Raw genomic sequence first — 16,291 nt, 5'->3', positions numbered from 1 at the left:
GGAGAGGGGTAAGCATGTCGGAACAGGCCCGCGTGCTCATCGTCGACGACCATCCGGTGGTACGCCGTGGCTTGCGCACGATGCTGGAGGGCGAATCCTGGGTGGCGGAGGTGCTGGAAGCGGCCTCCTGCGCCGAGGCGATCGCCGCGGTCGCGCACGAACAGGTCACCGTCGTGGCGATGGACATCGCGCTGCCGGACGGCGACGGCGTGCAGGCGGTCGGTCAGATCCTGCGGCACCGACCGGAGACCGCAGTCGTGATGCTGACCATGGCCGACGAGGACGAGCTGGTAGCCCATGCCCTGCGGGTCGGTGCCCGGGGCTACCTGCTCAAGGACACCGACCCCGATCTGGTGGTCGATGCGCTGCGGACCGTGGCCGGTGGCGGTGTGGTGCTGGGGCCGGGGATCACCGCCGCCGCGTTGGGCCGGGCACAGCCGGCGGCGGTCAGCCTGCCGCCGCCGTTCGACCGGCTCACCCCGCGCGAACGGGACATCCTGGCGCACCTGGCCGCCGGCGAGGACAACGCCCAGATCGCCCGCCGTTTCGGGCTGAGCACGAAGACCATCCGGAACCAGGTCTCGGCGATCCTCGGCAAGCTTGGTGTCGCCGACCGCGTGCAGGCGGCGTTGCTCGCCCGGGACGTCGGCATCGGTGCCGACAACCGGCCGATGTGACGCCTCAGACGAGGTGCCTTCGGAGTCGTTTGTCGAGCGCGACCACGGCTGCGGCGGCGGCCCCGACCGCGAAGATGCGCAGCCAGACGTCACCGCCGATCGGCGCGGTGTCGAAGATGCTGTTCATCGCCGGCAGGTAGGTGATGGCGAGCTGGGCAAGGGCCTGGAGCAGTACGCCGCCCAGGACCCAGCGGTTGGTGAAGAAGCCGATGCGCCAGGCGGAATGCACGAGCGAACGGCAGCTGAACAGGTAGAGCATCTCCACCACGACGAAGAGGTTGAGCGCTGCCGTCCGTGCTTCGGCCACACCGGCGCCACGACGCTGCTCCCACTCGAACAACAGCCAGGCACCGGCCACGAGCAGCGCGGCCACCAGCGCGATCCGGGCCACGAGAGCGCCGGTCAACAGTGGTCGTCGGGGGTCGCGGGGCGGCCGTCGCATGATGCCGCTCTCCTTCGGCTCGAAGGCGAGCATCAGGCCGAGCAGGACGGCGGTGGTCATGTTGATCCACAGGATCTGGGTCGGTAGCAGCGGAAGGGTCGCGCCCAGGATGATGGCCACGAAGATGACCAACCCTTCACCGAGGTTCGTCGGCAGCGTCCAGACGATGAACTTGATGAGGTTGTCGAAGACTCCGCGGCCCTCCTCGACCGCGGCCTCGATGGTGGCGAAGTCGTCGTCGGTCAGCACCATGTCGGCGGCATCCTTGGCCACCTCGGTCCCGGTACGCGCCATGGCGATGCCGATGTTGGCCTGACGCAACGCCGGGGCGTCGTTCACCCCGTCGCCGGTCACCGCGACCACGTGTCCGCGCCGCTGGAGCGTCTCGACCAGCCGCAGCTTCTGCTCCGGGGACACGCGCGCGAACACCGTGGCGCGGTCCACCGTCTCCGCGAACCGCTCGGTTGGCAGTGTCTGCAGGTCTCTGCCGGTGAGCACCCTTCCCTGCTGGTCGTCGCCGAGAATGGCGAGGTGAGTGGCGATGGCAGTGGCCGTCGCCGCGTGATCCCCGGTGATCATCTTCACGCCGATCCCGGCGTTGTGACAGGCGCGCACTGCGGGCGCGGCGGCACTCCTGGGCGGATCCAGCATCGCCTGCAGGCCTGTCAGGGTCAGCGTGCCGGGCAGGTGATCTTCGTTGAAGTCGCCGGACTGCCCGTCCCGACGTACGGCCGTCGCGAGCACCCGGAGCCCCTGGCTGGACAACTCCTCTGCGCAGCGCAGGGCCGCCTCGGCGTCGAGCGGGCGGGTCGTCCCGTCGCCGCTCATCTCCGTACGGCACATCGACACGATCTGCTCCACGCTGCCCTTGGCCAGCACGACCTCGCGCCCGGAGTCGGGTTCGCGGTGCAGGGTGGCCATGTACTGCCGCTCAGAGCTGAACGGGATCGTGGCAGTACGCGGCAAGGTGTTGTCGAGCCGGTCGCGGTCGATCCCACCCTTCCCGGCGACCACCAGCATCGCCCCCTCGGTCGGATCACCGGTGATGACCCACTCGCCGTTCTCCTCGCGTACCCGGGCGTCGTTGCAGCCTGCGCCCGCCAGCAGAGTCCAGCGCAGGGACTCGCTCGTCGCCTCGTCGGCCACCGCACCGGAGGGGCCACAGATCTCTCCCTCGGGGCGGTAGCCCGAGCCGATCACGGAGAACTCGCCGTCCGGCGTCCAGAGCACCCGTACCGTCATCTGGTTCTCGGTCAGGGTGCCCGTCTTGTCGGAACAGATGACCGTGGTGCTTCCCAGCGTCTCGATCGCCGGCAGGCGGCGAATCACCGCCCGCCGCCGCGCCATCCGCGTCACACCGATGGCCAACGTGACGGTGACGGCCGCCGGCAGTCCTTCCGGAATCGCCCCCACCGCCAGCGCGATGGCCGCGGTGAAGGTTTCGGTCGCGTCCTGACCACGCAGCACACCGACACCGAAGGTCATCGCCGCCAGGACGAGGATGGCCACCGTCAGCACCTTGCTGAACCAGGCAAGCTTGCTGGTCAGCGGGGTCGCCAGGTTGTCGGCCGCGCCGACCAGCCGGTGGATCTGCCCCAACTCGGTCTCGGTGCCGGTGGCCACCGCGATGCCAGCACCACCGCCCGCCGTGACCAGCGTGCCCGAGTAGACCATGTTGCGCCGGTCCGACACGACCGTCACCTCGGGCAGTTCCGCCTCGTCCTTGGTGACCGGAACTGACTCGCCGGTCAGCGCCGACTCGTCCACTCGCAGTTCGGCCAGGCGGACCAGACGCAGGTCCGCCGGCACCTTGTCGCCCGCCTCCAGGACGATCAGATCCCCGGGAACCAGTTCCTCCGACGGGATCATCCGCTCCTGCCCCGCCCGCACCACCCGCGCCTCGGTGCGCACCATCGACCGCAAGCTGTCCAGCGCCGCCTCCGCCTTGGACTCCTGCACATACCCGACCACGGCGTTGACCAGCACGACGCCAAAAATGACGCTGGCGTCCACGTACTCGTGGAGGAACGCGGTGATCACCGCAGCCGCCATCAACACGTAGATCAGCGGATTGTGGAACTGCCGCAGCGCCCGGCGCAGGAAGCCGCCGCCCCCGGCGGCAGGCAGCAGGTTGCGCCCGTACCGTTCCAGGCGACGCGCGGCCTCGTCCGTGCTCAACCCACGGCGCGGGTCCGTTTCGAGCAGGAGCACCACCTCGTGGGAGGACATGGCGTGGTGCCCGTTCTGGCGCGGTGACTCGGCTGGCTCTTCAGAACCCACCGCCACCTCGCAATCCGACGTCGGCTCAGACGTACCCGGGCCGGGTCATCGTGGCCGGGAGCACCGCACTCCCGCCTGAGCAGTTGAGAAAATCCTCTGCCAATGCACCGCCAGGCGACCGACAAACAGCACAAAAAGGTTAGGCAGTCGGTGTCTCGTGAGCAGCGCGACTCGGGCAGCCTTTTTGCTGAACTGGCAAGAAAATTTGGCGAATGACGCCGTGGCTGCCACCATCGTCGAACCTGACAACAGGAGCGGGGGATTGGCTGTGGCGCACGACTTCGACAAGGCGTACTGGGAGCAGCACTGGCGGCAGGGCGCTGTCGACCGTCCCGGCTCCATGAGCGGCAAGCCGCCGAACCCCTATCTGGTGCGTGAGATCGGCACCCTGGCACCGGGTACGGCGTTGGACGCCGGATGCGGGGCCGGTGCCGAGGCGATCTGGCTCGCCTCGCAGGGCTGGCAGGTGACCGCCGCCGACATCTCCTCCGAGGCACTCGCCCGAGCAGCCGAACGCGCGGCGGCGAGTGGGGTTTCCGAACGCCTGACATGGATCGAGGCAGACCTGGGTCGCTGGGTACCGCAGACACGCTTCGATCTGGTCGCCACCCACTACGCCCATCCGGCGATGCCGCAACTGGAGTTCTACGACCGCCTCGCGGAATGGGTGGCACCGGCCGGCACCTTGCTGATCGTCGGCCACCTACACCCCTCCGCCGACCCCGACCCCGACCAGGGCCAAGGTCACGGTGGTCACGGCCAAGGTCACGGACACCACGGCCACGGCCAAGGTCGGGACCACAGCCAAGGTCACGACCACGATCACGATCACGGCCAAGGCCACGGTGACGAGCAAGCTCACGGCCACGGTCAAGGTCGCGGCCATGAGCGGGGCCCTGGCCATGAGCGGGGTGTCGGCCATGAGCAAGGTCATGGCCACGACCGGGGGCACGGGCATGGCCACCAGGTCGGGAAGCGTCCGCCGGCGGAGGCGTCGGCGACCGCCGCAGCCATCACGGCGCGTCTGGACGAGACGGACTGGGAGATCATCACCGCCGAGGAGGGGCAGCGCACCCTCACCGGCCCTCGCGGGAAGATCACCCTGCACGACGTCGTGGTACGAGCCGTCCGCCGCCCCTAGCCGCCAGCTCCCGCCGCCCCTCCCTGCCCTCCCTGCCCGCCCCGCCCACCCTGTTCACCCAGCCGCCCTGCCCTCGCCCAGCCCGCCCCGCCCAGACCCCTCCGCAGTCCACCCCACCCCACCCAGCGCTGACCGACCTCGCCGATCTTGCACTTACTGTCACAACAAAGGGTGTCAACTCGGGTATTTCGGCGACCAGAAGTGCAAGATCGACGAAGTGAAGCGTCGGGCGGGCGGCGCGGCACGGCGTCACGGAGGCGGGTGGGGAGGGGCGGGCAGGGTGGGGTTAGGGGGTGGGGAGTTGGGTGGTGGTGGTGAGGACGTGGTCGATCAGGCCGTAGGTGCGGGCCTGTTCGGCGGTGAACCAGCGGTCGCGGTCCCAGTCCTGCTGGATCTCGGTCAGGTCGCGCCCGCTGTGGTGGGCGATCAGTTCCTGCATGGTCCGCTTCACATGCAGCATGTTCTCTGCCTGGATGGTGATGTCGGAGGCCGTGCCACCCATGCCGCCCGAGGGCTGGTGCATCAGGATCCGGGTGTGTGGCAGGGCGTACCGCTTGCCGGCGGTACCGGCGCAGAGCAGGAACTGGCCCATCGAGCCAGCCAGCCCGAGTGCCAGGGTCGACACGTCGTTGGGTACGAAGCGCATGGTGTCGTAGACGGCCATGCCGGCGCTGACCGAGCCGCCGGGGGAGTTGATGTAGAGGCGGATGTCGCGGGTCGAGTCTTCGGCCGCGAGCAGCAGGATCTGCGCGGTGATCCGGTTGGCGGCCTCGTCGGTCACCTCGCTGCCGAGGAAGACGATTCGTTCCCGCAACAGCCGCTCGAACACCTGGTCGCCGAAGGTCCGCTGTCCGTCGTCCAGCATGGTGATCATCTTGTCCACCTCTCCCGTCGCCGGTGGGCGAGACGACCGCCCGGGAACCGGCACCTTCACAAGGCTGGACCGGCCCAGGACCCGGCTCCCAGTGGTTCTGCCCGGGGCAGATTCGCCCTCGGCAGAACGGCCCGGGGTGCCGCCTTCGGCAGAACGTCTAGTGGTGGGCGAGGTCGCGCGACGAGCGGAGCAGCGGGGTGAGTACGCCGGGAACGAGGTGACCTGCGGGCCGCCCCCCACGCCGGGAGATGTTCCGCGGTCGGCTGTCGGGGTGGGAGGGCGTACGCAGCAACCGGACCGTCAGCGCGGCGGACCGCATCCGTCGGGCTCGGCGCAGCGCGCTGCCGCTGGGCCTGGTGACCGTTGCCGGGCGACGCAGCGCACCACGGGCGACCACTCGACCGGGGTCGGTGAACACCGTGATCCGCAGGCCTCCGCTGACGCCGCCGACGGGCGTGAACCCGCCGAACGGCAGGCCGGCGAGTTCGTTCCCGACGGTGCCTGCCAGCCCACCGGTGGCGTTGAGCCAACCCGTCGAGGGTGCATGGGATCCGACCGCGCCGAGTCGGGCGACCGGGCTCGGGGTGCCGCCGGAGGCGGACCGGGCGGACGAGATCACCGAGCCGTCGGCGTGCCGGCTGGGAGGCGGTGGGCTGCCGAGCGGTGCCGTACCCAGCGGGGTGGAGGGCATCCGGCGTTCGACCCGGCGCAGTTCGTCGCGTACCGCTTCGAGAAGGTCGGAGAGGTAGAGGCCGAGCGCGCGGCAGACGGCCGCGAGCACCTCGGACGACGCCTCCTTGCGCCCCCGTTCCACCTCGGACAGGTAGGGCACGGAGACGCCGGCGGCCCGGGCGACCTCACGTAGCGTCAGGCCTTGGCGTTGGCGTTCCCGGCGCAGCACTACGCCGATCACCCGTCGCAGTAACGACATGCGGGCCTCACTCTCGCCGGTCCTGCGCTGACCCACCCATCATGCCCGGCCGGCGTCGCCGACGCCGTCCCGCTCGCCCGCCTGCACCGCCCACCCAACTGCACTGCGTACCCGCAGAGCAGGTGCTTGGGCACCTCGGCGTGCGGATTGCCGACCAAGGGCTATGTTGTGCTCGTGCAGGCGACGGAGGCGGGGCAGGTCCCGCGGTGATCCATTTTCCCGCGCAGCGGCGTGGCCCGCTGAGCGCGTTGAGTCTACGGTTGGCTGCCGCCGTCGGGCTGGTGTTGATCGTGGTCGCGGTGGTCTATCTCGAACGGGACCAGTACCGCGACATCAACGATGACGGCCTGACCCTGCTGGACTGCTTCTACTACGCGGTGGTCTCATTGTCGACCACCGGATACGGCGACATCGTGCCGGCCAGCCAGAGCGCTCGGCTGGTGAACGTCCTGCTGATCACCCCGGCCCGGGTGCTGTTCCTGATCATCCTGGTCGGCACCACCCTGGAGGTGCTGACCGAGCAGTACCGGACCGGACGTCGCCTGCACCGGTGGGAGAGGAAATTGAAGGACCACGTCATCATCTGCGGCTACGGCACGAAGGGCCGCAGCGCGATCTCGGCGCTTCAGGAGAACGGGCTCGACAAGTCCCGGATCGTGGTGGTGGAGCGTAACGGGTCGGCGTTGCGGCAGGCCACCTCGAACGGGTTGGTCGCGATCGAAGGCTCGGCGACCCGGTCCTCGGTGCTCAACCAGGCCCACGTACGGACCGCCAAGGCGGTGATCATCGCGACGGACAGCGATGACGCCTCGGTGTTGGTGGCGTTGACCGTACGCCAGCTCACCGCCGGTCAGGTGCGGATCATCGCCGCCGCCCGGGAGGCGGAGAACGCCCCGCTGCTCAAGCAGAGCGGTGCGCACCACGTGATCGTCTCCTCTGCCACCGCCGGTCGGCTGCTCGGGCTGTCCACCTCCGCCCCACCGCTGATCGACGTGGTGGAGGACCTGCTGACCCCCGGCCAGGGCATGGCGCTGGCCATGCGGTCGGCCGAGCGGCACGAGGTCGGCCGGAACCCCCGCGAGCTGGAATCGCTGGTGATCGCGCTGGTCCGGCGGGGCAAGGTGGTCACCCTGGCGGACCAGGCGGGCGCGGTCGTCGAGACCGGCGACATGCTGGTCCACGTACGCGACGACCGGCCCACCGCCAACACCCTGCCCTGACCCCGGCGGGGCCGCCGAACGCAGAAAGCGGGGCGTTCCGAGATGGAACGCCCCGCCCTTCGCTGCGGTCGTCAGCCGACGATGGTCCAGGTGTCGCCGCTGCCCAACAGGCCGGCGAGCTGCTGCTCGGGGGTCTCGGTGATGCTCGCCTTCGCCTCGGCGACCTGCGTCTGCACCACGCTGTCGTAGGACGGCCGGGCCACCGAGCGGAACACCCCGATCGGAGTGTTGCGCAGGTCGAAGCCGGGCAGCCGGGACAGCGCGAACGCGTACGCCGGGTCGGCGACGCCCGCGTCATGCACGACGATCTCCTCGGCCGGGGTGTTCGCGGTCTCGCGGACCTCCAGGCCGAAACCACCAGGCGGGTGTACGACGCAGAACTGCCCGTCCTTGCCGAAGGTGATCGGCTGGCCGTGCTCCAGGCGGATCAGGTGGTCGTCCCGGATGCCCGGGTCCTTGAGCTGGTCGAACGCCCCGTCGTTGAAGATGTTGCAGTTCTGGTAGATCTCCACGAACGCCGAGCCCTCGTGCTCGGCGGCGGCGCGCAGCACCGACTGGAGGTGCTTGCGGTCGGAGTCGATGGTGCGGCCGACGAAGGTGGCCTCCGCGCCCAGCGCCAGCGAGATCGGGTTGAACGGCGCGTCCGCCGAGCCGACCGGGGTCGACTTGGTGATCTTGCCGACCTCGGAGGTCGGGCTGTACTGCCCCTTGGTCAGGCCGTAGATCCGGTTGTTGAACAGCAGGATCTTGAGGTTGACGTTGCGGCGCAGCGCGTGGATCAGGTGGTTGCCGCCGATGGAGAGGGCGTCACCGTCACCGGTCACCACCCAGACCGACAGGTCCGGGCGGGAGACCGAAAGGCCGGTGGCGATCGCCGGCGCCCGGCCGTGGATCGAGTGCATGCCGTACGTGTTCATGTAGTACGGGAACCGCGACGAGCAGCCGATGCCCGAGACGAAGACGATGTTCTCCCGGGGGATGTTCAGCTCCGGCATGAACTGCTGGACGGCCGCGAGGATCGCGTAGTCACCGCAACCGGGGCACCAGCGCACCTCCTGGTCGGACTTGAAGTCCTTGGCGGTGAGCTTGAGGGCGACGGGCTCAGACATTCTTCAGGACCTCTTCCAGCATCGTCTCCAGCTCGGCGGCGGTGAACGGCAGGCCGCGGACCTGGTTGTAGCCGATCGCGTCGACCAGGTAGCGCGCCCGGATCACGTGGGCGAGCTGGCCGAGGTTCATCTCGGGGATGACCACCCGGTCGTAGGAGCGCAGCACCGCGCCCAGGTTCGCCGGCATCGGCGCGAGGTGTCGCAGGTGCGCCTGCGCGACCGGCAGTCCGCGCTGGCGCAGGGCCCGGCAGGCCGCACCGATCGGGCCGTACGTCGAGCCCCAGCCGAGCACCAGCACCCGGGCGTCGCCGTCGGGATCCTCCACCTCGACGTCCGGCACCGGGATGGTCTCGATCCGGGCGGCCCGGGTACGCACCATGAAGTCGTGGTTGGCCGGGTCGTACGAGATGTCGCCGGTCTTGTCGGCCTTCTCCAGACCGCCGATGCGGTGCTCGAGGCCGGGCGTGCCCGGGATGGCCCACGGCCGGGCCAGGGTCTGCGGGTCACGCAGGTACGGCAGGAAGGTGGTGCCGTCCTCGCCGTTGGGCGCGGTGGCGAACTCGACCCGCAGGTCGGGCAGCGACTCCACGTCCGGCAGCAGCCACGGCTCGGAGCCGTTGGCGACGTAGTTGTCCGACAGCAGGATCACCGGAGTGCGGTACGTCAGCGCGATCCGGGCTGCCTCCAGCGCGGCGTAGAAGCAGTCGGAGGGCGACTTCGGGGCGATCACCGCCACCGGGGCCTCACCGTGCCGGCCGAACAGCGCGATGTTCAGGTCGGCCTGCTCGGTCTTGGTCGGCATGCCGGTGGACGGGCCGGCCCGCTGCACGTCGACGATGAGCAGCGGCAACTCCAGGGCCACCGCCAGCGAGATCGTTTCGCTCTTGAGGGCCACCCCCGGACCGCTGGTCGTGGTCACACCGAGCGCACCGCCGTACGACGCTCCCAGCGCGGCACCGATCGCGGCGATCTCGTCCTCGGCCTGCATGGTGGTCACGCCGAGCCGCTTGTGCTTGCTCAACTCGTGCAGGATGTCCGAGGCCGGGGTGATCGGGTACGCCCCGAGGAAGACCGGCAGCCCGGAGCGGACCCCGGCGGCGACGATGCCCAGCGACAGTGCCGCGTTGCCGGTGATGTTGCGGTAGGTGCCCGCCGGCATCTTCGCGGGCTTGACCTCGTAGCGGACGGCGAAGTCCTCGGTGGTCTCGCCGAAGTTCCAGCCGGCCTTGAAGGCGGCCACGTTCGCCGCGACCAGTTCCGGGCGCTTGGCGAACTTGCGCTCCAGGAACCGCAGGGTCGATTCGTAGGGCCGGGAGTACATCCAGCTGAGCAGGCCGAGGGCGAACATGTTCTTGGCCCGTTCGGCGTCCTTCTTGGACACGTCGAGCTCGGCCAGCGCGCCGATGGTCATCGAGGTCAGTGCCACCGGGTGCACGGTGTACCCGTCGAGCGTGTCGTCGTCGAGCGGGCTGCTCGCGTACCCGACCTTGGCCAGGTTGCGCTTGGTGAACTCGTCGGTGTTGACGATGATGTCCGCGCCGCGCGGCAGGTCGGTGAGGTTCGCCTTGAGCGCCGCCGGGTTCATCGCCACCAGCACGTTCGGTGCGTCGCCGGGCGTCAGGATGTCGTAGTCGGCGAAGTGCACCTGGAAGCTCGACACGCCCGGCAGGGTGCCGGCGGGCGCCCGGATCTCGGCGGGGAAGTTGGGCAGCGTGGAGATGTCGTTGCCCAACTGGGCTGTCTCCGAGGTGAACCGGTCACCGGTGAGCTGCATGCCGTCGCCGGAGTCACCGGCGAATCGGATGACCACTCGGTCCAGTTGGCGGATCTGCTTGGTCACGCCCGCACCTCGCTTCGCTGCGCGCCGCGGTGCGGCGCGTCGTCCTCACCCGAGAGCCTACGTCGAATCGACCTCGCACCTTTGCCGGAGGTCCGTTCCCTGGGACCGAAATGTGGAGGTTTATGTGGCGTCTTGCGCTGTTTCGTGCCGTCCGGGTAATCCAGATCACCGCCGCGCTGCCGGTCGTGGCCCAGCCCACCGGACGGTAGGCTGACCTGCTGTGACCGGCTATCTGGGCTCGTACGCGACGCTCGGGCTGCTGCTGCTCGTCAGCGTCCTCTTCTTGGTAGTTGCGTTCTCGGCGAACCGGGTGCTGCGGCCCGCTCGACCAGCCGATCCACCCGGAAAACGGGCAAGTTACGAGTGCGGTGTCGACCCGGTCGGTGGCGACTGGGCGCAGATGCAGATCCGCTACTACGTCTACGCCTACCTGTACGTTCTCTTCGCCGTCGAGGCGGTCTTCCTCTTCCCGTGGGCGCTGATCTTCGACCGCCCGGACTTCGGGCTGGTCACCGTCGTGGAGATGGCGATCTTCGTGGCCGTGCTCGCCCTCGGGCTGCTCTACGCGTGGCGGCGCCGGATCCTGCACTGGACCTGACCCGTCGGGCTCAGGCGAGCCCTGTCGGCTCAGGCGAGCCCTGTCGGCTCGGGCAAAGCCCGCCCGCAGGCTCAGGCGAGTCCTCGTCGGCTGACCGTGGGTGGGCGGCTGCCCTGGATGCTGGCGACCATGTCCAGGACGCGCCGGGTCGGGCGTACCTGGTGGGCGCGGAAGACCCGGGCACCCAGCCAGGCGGAGACCGCGGTGGCGGCAAGCGTGCCTTCCAGCCGCTCGTCGACCGGCAGGTCCAACGTCTCGCCGACGAAGTCCTTGTTCGACAGGGCGACCAGCAGCGGCCAACCGGTGGCGGTCAGTTCGCCGAGCCGCCGGGTGATCTCCAGCGAGTGCCGGGTGTTCTTGCCGAAGTCGTGCGCCGGGTCGATGAGGATCCCGTCACGGCGTACGCCGAGTGACACCGCACGCTCGGCGAGCCCGGTGACCGTCGTCACCACGTCGCTCACCACGTCGGCGAAGGCGGCCCGGTGCGGGCGGGTACGCGGACTGAGCCCGCCGGCGTGCGAGCAGACCAGGCCGGCACCGGTGCGGGCGGCGACCTGGGCCAGCGCCGGATCCGCCCCCGACCAGGTGTCGTTGAGCAGGTCCGCGCCGGCCGCGACCGCCTCCACCGCGACCTCGGCCCGCCAGGTGTCGATCGAGATCACCACGTCGGGGAAGGCGGCCCGGACGGCGGCGATGGTGTCGACGGTACGGCGGATCTCCTCGGCCACGTCGACCTCGGCGCCGGGGCCGGCCTTCACCCCGCCGATGTCGATGATCTCCGCACCCTCGTCCACGGCACGTTCCACGGCCCGCAGGGCGCTGTCGGCGGCGAACGTCGCGCCCCGGTCGAAGAACGAGTCCGGTGTGCGGTTGACGATCGCCATCACCACCAGCTCGTCGGGGTCGAACGTGCGTCCACCGAGCCGCAGCACCCCGGACACCCCGCCTCCTTCACGCCGTACGCCGCCCGGCGACCCGCCGCCGGACACCGTGACGCTATCCGGTCGCAGGTGGCGGGGCCCGTCCGGTACGGCACGCCGGGAGGGGTCGCTCTGCACCGCTGGACATGCCACGATCAGTACATGGGTCAGCTTCTGCTCCTGGTGGTCGTGGCGGTCACCGTCGCGGCGGTGGTGTTCGGCGTGACGGTCCTGGTCAACGGCCAGGATCCCGGCCTGGTGCCGGCCGAGGCGGACGGCCGCGCGGTGCCGTTGCCCGGCGACCGGCCACTGCGCGAGTCGGACGTCGGCGAGGTGCGCTTCGACACCGCGTTGCGCGGGTACCGGATGGCCCAGGTCGACCAGGCGATGCGCCGGGCGGCATACGACATCGGGTACAAGACCGAGCTGATCGGCGTACTGGAGGCCGAGGTGACCGCGCTGCGGGAGGGACGGACGGCCGAGGCCGACGCCCTGCGCAGCGCCCGTGAGCAGTCGGCGAGCCTGGCCCGTGGCCCGGCGCCCGAGGCGACGAACGACGGCGCGGTCGTCATCGACCTCGACAAGCACGACGCCGAGCCGGACGACGAGACGGCGAAGCCGACGGACCCGGCGACCAAGACGGACGCGGCGATCAAGGCGGACGCAGCGATCAAGGCGGAGCCGGGCGACGAGGTCGCGGAGGAGGAGCCGCGCGCGTCGGCGGTGCGCGCGGAGTCGCCGTGACCGACCCCGACGCGGCGGACGAGCTTCGCGAGGCGGCCCAACGGGGTGCCGGTGAGGTCACCGCCACCGTGATCGTCAACGCCCCGGCGGAGCAGGTCTTCGCGGCTCTGCTCGCCTGGGAGCGACAGTCCGAGTGGATCCCGTTCACCACGGTGCGCGTGGTCGAGGGGGACGGCGGCGAGGGCAGCCTGGTCGAGGCGGTCACCACGCTCGGCCCGACCGTGCTGCGCGACCGGATGCGGGTGGTACGGGTGGACGCGCCGTACGAGATCGGCGTGGTGCACTGCGGCACGCTGCTGCGCGGGCCGGGGGTGCTGCGCTGCACCCCGTTGGCGAGCGGGCGTAGCCAGGTGGTCTGGCACGAGTGGTTCCATCTGCCCGGCGGGCCCGCCGGCCGGGTGGCCTGGCCGGTGCTCTGGCCCGGCTCGAAGTTCGGCCTGACCCAGGCGCTGCGACGCTTCGCCCGTCAGGTCGAGCGGGGCCGTCTGCCCTGAGTGCGGCCCACCGTCGCTCGGCCCGGCGTTCCGGCGCGCCGCCGGCCTGTCGGTGGGTGGTCCTAGCCTGGATGCCGTGACTGACCTGGTGATCGGGGACGACGGGCTGCCGCGCTGCCCCTGGGGCGCGGGCACTGCCGACTACGTGGTCTACCACGACGAGGAGTGGGGCCGCCCGGTGCGCGGAGACGACGCCCTCTACGAACGGATGACGTTGGAGGCGTTCCAGTCCGGGTTGTCCTGGCTGACGATCCTGCGCAAGCGGCAGGCGTTCCGGCGGGCCTTCGACGACTTCCGGATCAGCACGGTGGCCGGCTACGGCGAGGCCGACGTGGCAAGGCTGCTCGCCGACACCGGCATCGTCCGCAACCGCGCCAAGATCGAAGCAGCGATCGCGAACGCCCGGGCCGCTCTGGAGTTGCCCGAGGGCCTGTCCGAGCTGCTCTGGTCCTTCGCGCCGCCGAGTCGGCCCCGGCCGGCCAGCTTCGCCGAGGTGCCGGCTCTGACCGACGCCTCCACGGCGATGGCCAAGGCACTCAAGCGGCGTGGCTTCCGGTTCGTCGGCCCGACCACGGCGTACGCGCTGATGCAGGCCACCGGGATGGTCGACGATCACGTCGCGGGCTGTCACGTCGTGCCGCCCGGTGCGGCCGTGATGGGATAGAGGCATGACGACCGACACCGCACCCCGGGTGGACGGGGCGAGCCAGGCCGACGGTACGGGCACCTGGGCGGTGCTCCTGCCCGCCGGCCGGTACGACGCCGAGCGCCTCGTGCACCACGACACGCTGGAGTTGACCGGCCTGGCGGACGTCGCCGCCCTGCCGCGCGCCGGTGACCAGGTCGCGGTGCTGGCCGACGAGCCGTTGCGGCTGGTGGCGGTGGGCCGGGTGGCCGCGCCGACCGCCTGGCTTCCGGAGGATCCGGACGACCCGCAGTCCGACCGGGGGCCGCAGGCGCTGGTGGTGACGTACACCCGGCGGGCCTTCGACGAGCCGGTGCCGGCCGACACGCTCGCCCTCGGCGGCCCGGTGACCGCCCTCGACGCGGGGGCCTTCCGCGACCTGGTCGAGCGGCTCGGACCCCCGCCGCAGCGACAGTCCTGGCTGGTCAGCCTGGATCTGCCGATCGAGGCCGACTCGCCGGCGGAGGCGGTCCGCCTGTTCTGGGCGTACGTGCAGGAACTCGGCCCGCAGGAGCTTCCCGCCTTCGTCTCACCTTCCGGCGACGAGTTGGCCATGCAGGCGTTCGTGCTCGGCGCGGAGGCGAACCAGGACCCGGAAGAGGACGACTGACGTTCTCAGCGGCCCTCGAAGACCGGCCGCTGCTTGTTGACGAAGGCCATGGTGGCCGCCCGGTGGTCGTTGGTGCCGCCGCAGATCGCCTGCGCCTGCGCCTCGGCGGCCAGCGCGTCGGCAAGCGTGCCGGCGTCGGCGACGGAGAGCTGACGCTTGATCGCGCCGTACGCCACGGTCGGGCCGGCGGCGAGCCGGGCGGCGAGTTCCTGGGCGGCCGGCAGCACGCCCTCGTCGTCGTCCACCATCCGGTTGAGCAGGCCGAGCCGGCACGCCTCGTCCGCGCCCACCGGCTCGGCGAGCATCAGCAGCTCGATGGCCTTGGCGTGGCCGACCAGCCGGGGCAGCGTCCACGACGCGCCGGTGTCGGCGGCGAGACCGACCTTGGCGAACGCCATCAGGAACTTGGTCGACGGCCCACCGACGCGGATGTCGGCCAGGAACGCCAGCGAGGCGCCGGCCCCGGCGGCCATCCCACGGACGGCGGCCACCACCGGCTTGGGCAGGCTGGACAGCCGGGCGGCGATCGGGTTGTAGTGCGCCTGGACCGTGTCCAGGGTCTTCCCGGCACCCGATTCGAGGGTGGCCACGTGCTCGCGCAGATCCTGTCCCGCGCAGAACGAGCCGCCGGCGCCGGCCAGCACCACCGCCCGGCAACTGCGGTCGGCTTCCAGTTCGGCGAGGGTGTCCCGCAGGGCCTCCTTGAGCGCCACGTTCAGCGAGTTCATCGCCGACGGGCGGTTCAGGGTGAGGGTGACGACGGCGTCGGTGCGGTCGACGAGCAGTTCGGTCACGTCTGGCGTTCCTTCTGTCGGATCATCCGGTTACCACCGTCGAGGCACTGCTCGACGTACCGGTCCGCCGCCGGCCGGAGCCGGGCCGCGTGCCGGTCGAAGAAGCTGGCCGCGGCGGTGCCGGGCCAGCGCTCGGGCAGCAGCGCCGGGGGCAGCTGCGGGTCTCGGAAAAGGAAGGTACGCCACGCGTGCACCAACCGGAATCGGGCCGCGTACGCCTCCTCGTCGCCGCTGCGCGCGGTGATTCCGCTCAGCAGGGCGCGCTGCTCGGCGACGAACTGTTCGTAGGCCCGGCCGATCTCGGCCAGGTCCCAGGCCCGGCGGACCAGGCCCATCGCGCCGGGGGTGCCGGCGGCGTGCGCGGCGCTGAACCGCTCGAAGCGTACGCCCGCCTCGTCAAGCATCAGGTCGACGTCCTCGCCGGGCCGGGTGGCCACCCAGACCTGCTCGTCGAGGGTGCCGTAGCCGAGGTAGCGGAGGTTCGCGGCGAGGCGTTGCCGGTCCCGCCGGGCGGACGGGGCGTCGAGCACCAGCAGGTCGAACCGTCCGTCCCAGGTGACCCGGCCGGTGCGGTAGATCCGGGAGGCGGCGTCGTCGAGTCGGCGGCCCGCCTTGGGTGTGATCGAATATCCGGGGCCGGACATCAGTTTGACCGGTTCCAACCAGCCTTGTCGCACCATGCGGGACACCGCGGTACGAACGGCCGGCGGCGCGATCCCGAGCGGAGCCAGGAGTTTGACCAGGGCAGCAACCGGTGCCCGGCCACCCCGGGGCCGGAGGTGGTCGCCGTACAGGTCGAATAGTGCCGACCGTGCCTGCATGACCGCACATTGTGACAGGCCATCTCGGGATAAGCTAGATGCTGTTACATCAATGCTGCTTCGGTTTGGGTCCGGCGGTGTTCATCAGGGAAAATCGTTGGTCGACGCCCC

At 70.6% G+C, this 16,291-nt stretch carries 15 protein-coding genes and 1 pseudogene; 8 read left to right on the top strand and 8 right to left on the bottom strand.

Features of this window, described 5'->3' with window-relative positions; all coding sequences use genetic code 11:
- Positions 1 to 14: 14 nt before the first annotated feature.
- A complete protein-coding gene (locus tag JMF97_RS23160; RefSeq protein ID WP_203223427.1) occupies positions 15 to 677 on the top strand; it encodes a response regulator in 663 nt (220 codons plus the stop codon).
- Between the two features lie 4 nt (positions 678 to 681).
- On the opposite strand, the gene JMF97_RS23155 is transcribed toward JMF97_RS23160, so the two are convergent.
- Entirely contained in the window at positions 682 to 3,348 is a 2,667-nt protein-coding gene (locus JMF97_RS23155; RefSeq protein ID WP_203223480.1) for an HAD-IC family P-type ATPase, read from the bottom strand.
- Positions 3,349 to 3,667: 319 nt separating this feature from the next.
- On the opposite strand from JMF97_RS23155, the gene JMF97_RS31490 reads away from it, so the two are divergent.
- On the top strand, positions 3,668 to 4,540 hold the full coding sequence (locus JMF97_RS31490; protein ID WP_307817059.1) for a class I SAM-dependent methyltransferase: 873 nt from the start codon (positions 3,668 to 3,670) through the stop codon (positions 4,538 to 4,540).
- A 286-nt stretch (positions 4,541 to 4,826) separates the two neighbouring features.
- On the opposite strand, the gene JMF97_RS23145 is transcribed toward JMF97_RS31490, so the two are convergent.
- On the bottom strand, positions 4,827 to 5,414 hold the full coding sequence (locus tag JMF97_RS23145) for an ATP-dependent Clp protease proteolytic subunit (RefSeq protein WP_203223426.1): 588 nt from the start codon (positions 5,412 to 5,414) through the stop codon (positions 4,827 to 4,829).
- Between the two features lie 685 nt (positions 5,415 to 6,099).
- Positions 6,100 to 6,345, bottom strand: a pseudogene (locus JMF97_RS31485) (helix-turn-helix domain-containing protein); the annotation flags it as partial.
- A 206-nt stretch (positions 6,346 to 6,551) separates the two neighbouring features.
- Between JMF97_RS31485 and JMF97_RS23135 the strand changes: the two are divergent.
- Complete coding sequence (locus tag JMF97_RS23135) at positions 6,552 to 7,565, top strand: potassium channel family protein (RefSeq protein ID WP_203223424.1); 1,014 nt, start codon at positions 6,552 to 6,554, stop codon at positions 7,563 to 7,565.
- A 71-nt stretch (positions 7,566 to 7,636) separates the two neighbouring features.
- On the opposite strand, the gene JMF97_RS23130 is transcribed toward JMF97_RS23135, so the two are convergent.
- Both JMF97_RS23130 and JMF97_RS23125 read right to left on the bottom strand, forming a co-directional pair.
- Entirely contained in the window at positions 7,637 to 8,674 is a 1,038-nt protein-coding gene (locus JMF97_RS23130) for a 2-oxoacid:ferredoxin oxidoreductase subunit beta (RefSeq protein WP_203223423.1), read from the bottom strand.
- Positions 8,667 to 10,514, bottom strand: a complete 1,848-nt coding sequence (locus tag JMF97_RS23125) for a 2-oxoacid:acceptor oxidoreductase subunit alpha (RefSeq protein ID WP_203223422.1) — start codon at positions 10,512 to 10,514, stop codon at positions 8,667 to 8,669. Before JMF97_RS23125 ends, JMF97_RS23130 begins: the two co-directional genes overlap by 8 nt.
- Before the next feature lie 220 nt (positions 10,515 to 10,734).
- On the opposite strand from JMF97_RS23125, the gene ndhC reads away from it, so the two are divergent.
- On the top strand, positions 10,735 to 11,112 hold the full coding sequence (gene ndhC / locus JMF97_RS23120; RefSeq protein WP_013731400.1) for an NADH-quinone oxidoreductase subunit A: 378 nt from the start codon (positions 10,735 to 10,737) through the stop codon (positions 11,110 to 11,112).
- A 71-nt stretch (positions 11,113 to 11,183) separates the two neighbouring features.
- On the opposite strand, the gene folP is transcribed toward ndhC, so the two are convergent.
- On the bottom strand, positions 11,184 to 12,053 hold the full coding sequence (gene folP / locus JMF97_RS23115; RefSeq protein ID WP_203223421.1) for a dihydropteroate synthase: 870 nt from the start codon (positions 12,051 to 12,053) through the stop codon (positions 11,184 to 11,186).
- A gap of 141 nt (positions 12,054 to 12,194) precedes the next feature.
- On the opposite strand from folP, the gene JMF97_RS23110 reads away from it, so the two are divergent.
- The 4 genes from JMF97_RS23110 (at position 12,195) to JMF97_RS23095 (ending at position 14,565) form a co-directional block, all read left to right on the top strand.
- Positions 12,195 to 12,776, top strand: coding sequence for a DivIVA domain-containing protein (locus tag JMF97_RS23110; protein WP_203223420.1), 582 nt, complete (start codon positions 12,195 to 12,197; stop codon positions 12,774 to 12,776).
- Entirely contained in the window at positions 12,773 to 13,270 is a 498-nt protein-coding gene (locus tag JMF97_RS23105) for an SRPBCC family protein (RefSeq protein ID WP_203223419.1), read from the top strand. Before JMF97_RS23110 ends, JMF97_RS23105 begins: the two co-directional genes overlap by 4 nt.
- Before the next feature lie 76 nt (positions 13,271 to 13,346).
- Positions 13,347 to 13,934 carry a DNA-3-methyladenine glycosylase I gene (locus JMF97_RS23100; RefSeq protein WP_203223418.1) on the top strand — a complete coding sequence of 196 codons (588 nt, stop codon included), beginning with the start codon at positions 13,347 to 13,349 and terminating at the stop codon, positions 13,932 to 13,934.
- A gap of 4 nt (positions 13,935 to 13,938) precedes the next feature.
- Entirely contained in the window at positions 13,939 to 14,565 is a 627-nt protein-coding gene (locus JMF97_RS23095; protein ID WP_203223417.1) for a hypothetical protein, read from the top strand.
- 5 nt (positions 14,566 to 14,570) lie between these two features.
- Here the strand turns inward: JMF97_RS23095 and JMF97_RS23090 are convergent, their stop codons facing one another.
- Together JMF97_RS23090 and JMF97_RS23085 are read right to left on the bottom strand one after the other, a co-directional pair.
- A complete protein-coding gene (locus JMF97_RS23090; protein WP_203223416.1) occupies positions 14,571 to 15,359 on the bottom strand; it encodes an enoyl-CoA hydratase-related protein in 789 nt (262 codons plus the stop codon).
- The gene (locus JMF97_RS23085; protein WP_013731407.1) at positions 15,356 to 16,180 is read right to left on the bottom strand and encodes a PaaX family transcriptional regulator; all 825 of its coding nucleotides are present in this window, start codon (positions 16,178 to 16,180) and stop codon (positions 15,356 to 15,358) included. Before JMF97_RS23085 ends, JMF97_RS23090 begins: the two co-directional genes overlap by 4 nt.
- Between the last annotated feature and the right edge of the window lie 111 nt (positions 16,181 to 16,291).

It is taken from the genome of Micromonospora fiedleri (assembly GCF_016774385.1).
GTDB lineage: Bacteria > Actinomycetota > Actinomycetes > Mycobacteriales > Micromonosporaceae > Micromonospora > Micromonospora gifhornensis.
The sequence above is the reverse complement of the archived record's forward strand: the minus strand, read 5'-3'. Positions and strand labels throughout refer to the sequence as shown.

What these genes read in the sequence shown, in the direction of transcription:
- JMF97_RS23155 (WP_203223480.1), bottom strand. Translation starts at nt 3,348, where the DNA reads ATGTCCTCCCACGAGGTGGTGCTCCTGCTCGAAACGGACCCGCGCCGT.
- JMF97_RS23130 (WP_203223423.1), bottom strand. Translation starts at nt 8,674, where the DNA reads ATGTCTGAGCCCGTCGCCCTCAAGCTCACCGCCAAGGACTTCAAGTCC.
- JMF97_RS23095 (WP_203223417.1), top strand. Translation starts at nt 13,939, where the DNA reads ATGACGACCGACACCGCACCCCGGGTGGACGGGGCGAGCCAGGCCGAC.
- JMF97_RS23110 (WP_203223420.1), top strand. Translation starts at nt 12,195, where the DNA reads ATGGGTCAGCTTCTGCTCCTGGTGGTCGTGGCGGTCACCGTCGCGGCG.
- JMF97_RS23145 (WP_203223426.1), bottom strand. Translation starts at nt 5,414, where the DNA reads ATGATCACCATGCTGGACGACGGACAGCGGACCTTCGGCGACCAGGTG.
- JMF97_RS23085 (WP_013731407.1), bottom strand. Translation starts at nt 16,180, where the DNA reads ATGCAGGCACGGTCGGCACTATTCGACCTGTACGGCGACCACCTCCGG.
- JMF97_RS23160 (WP_203223427.1), top strand. Translation starts at nt 15, where the DNA reads ATGTCGGAACAGGCCCGCGTGCTCATCGTCGACGACCATCCGGTGGTA.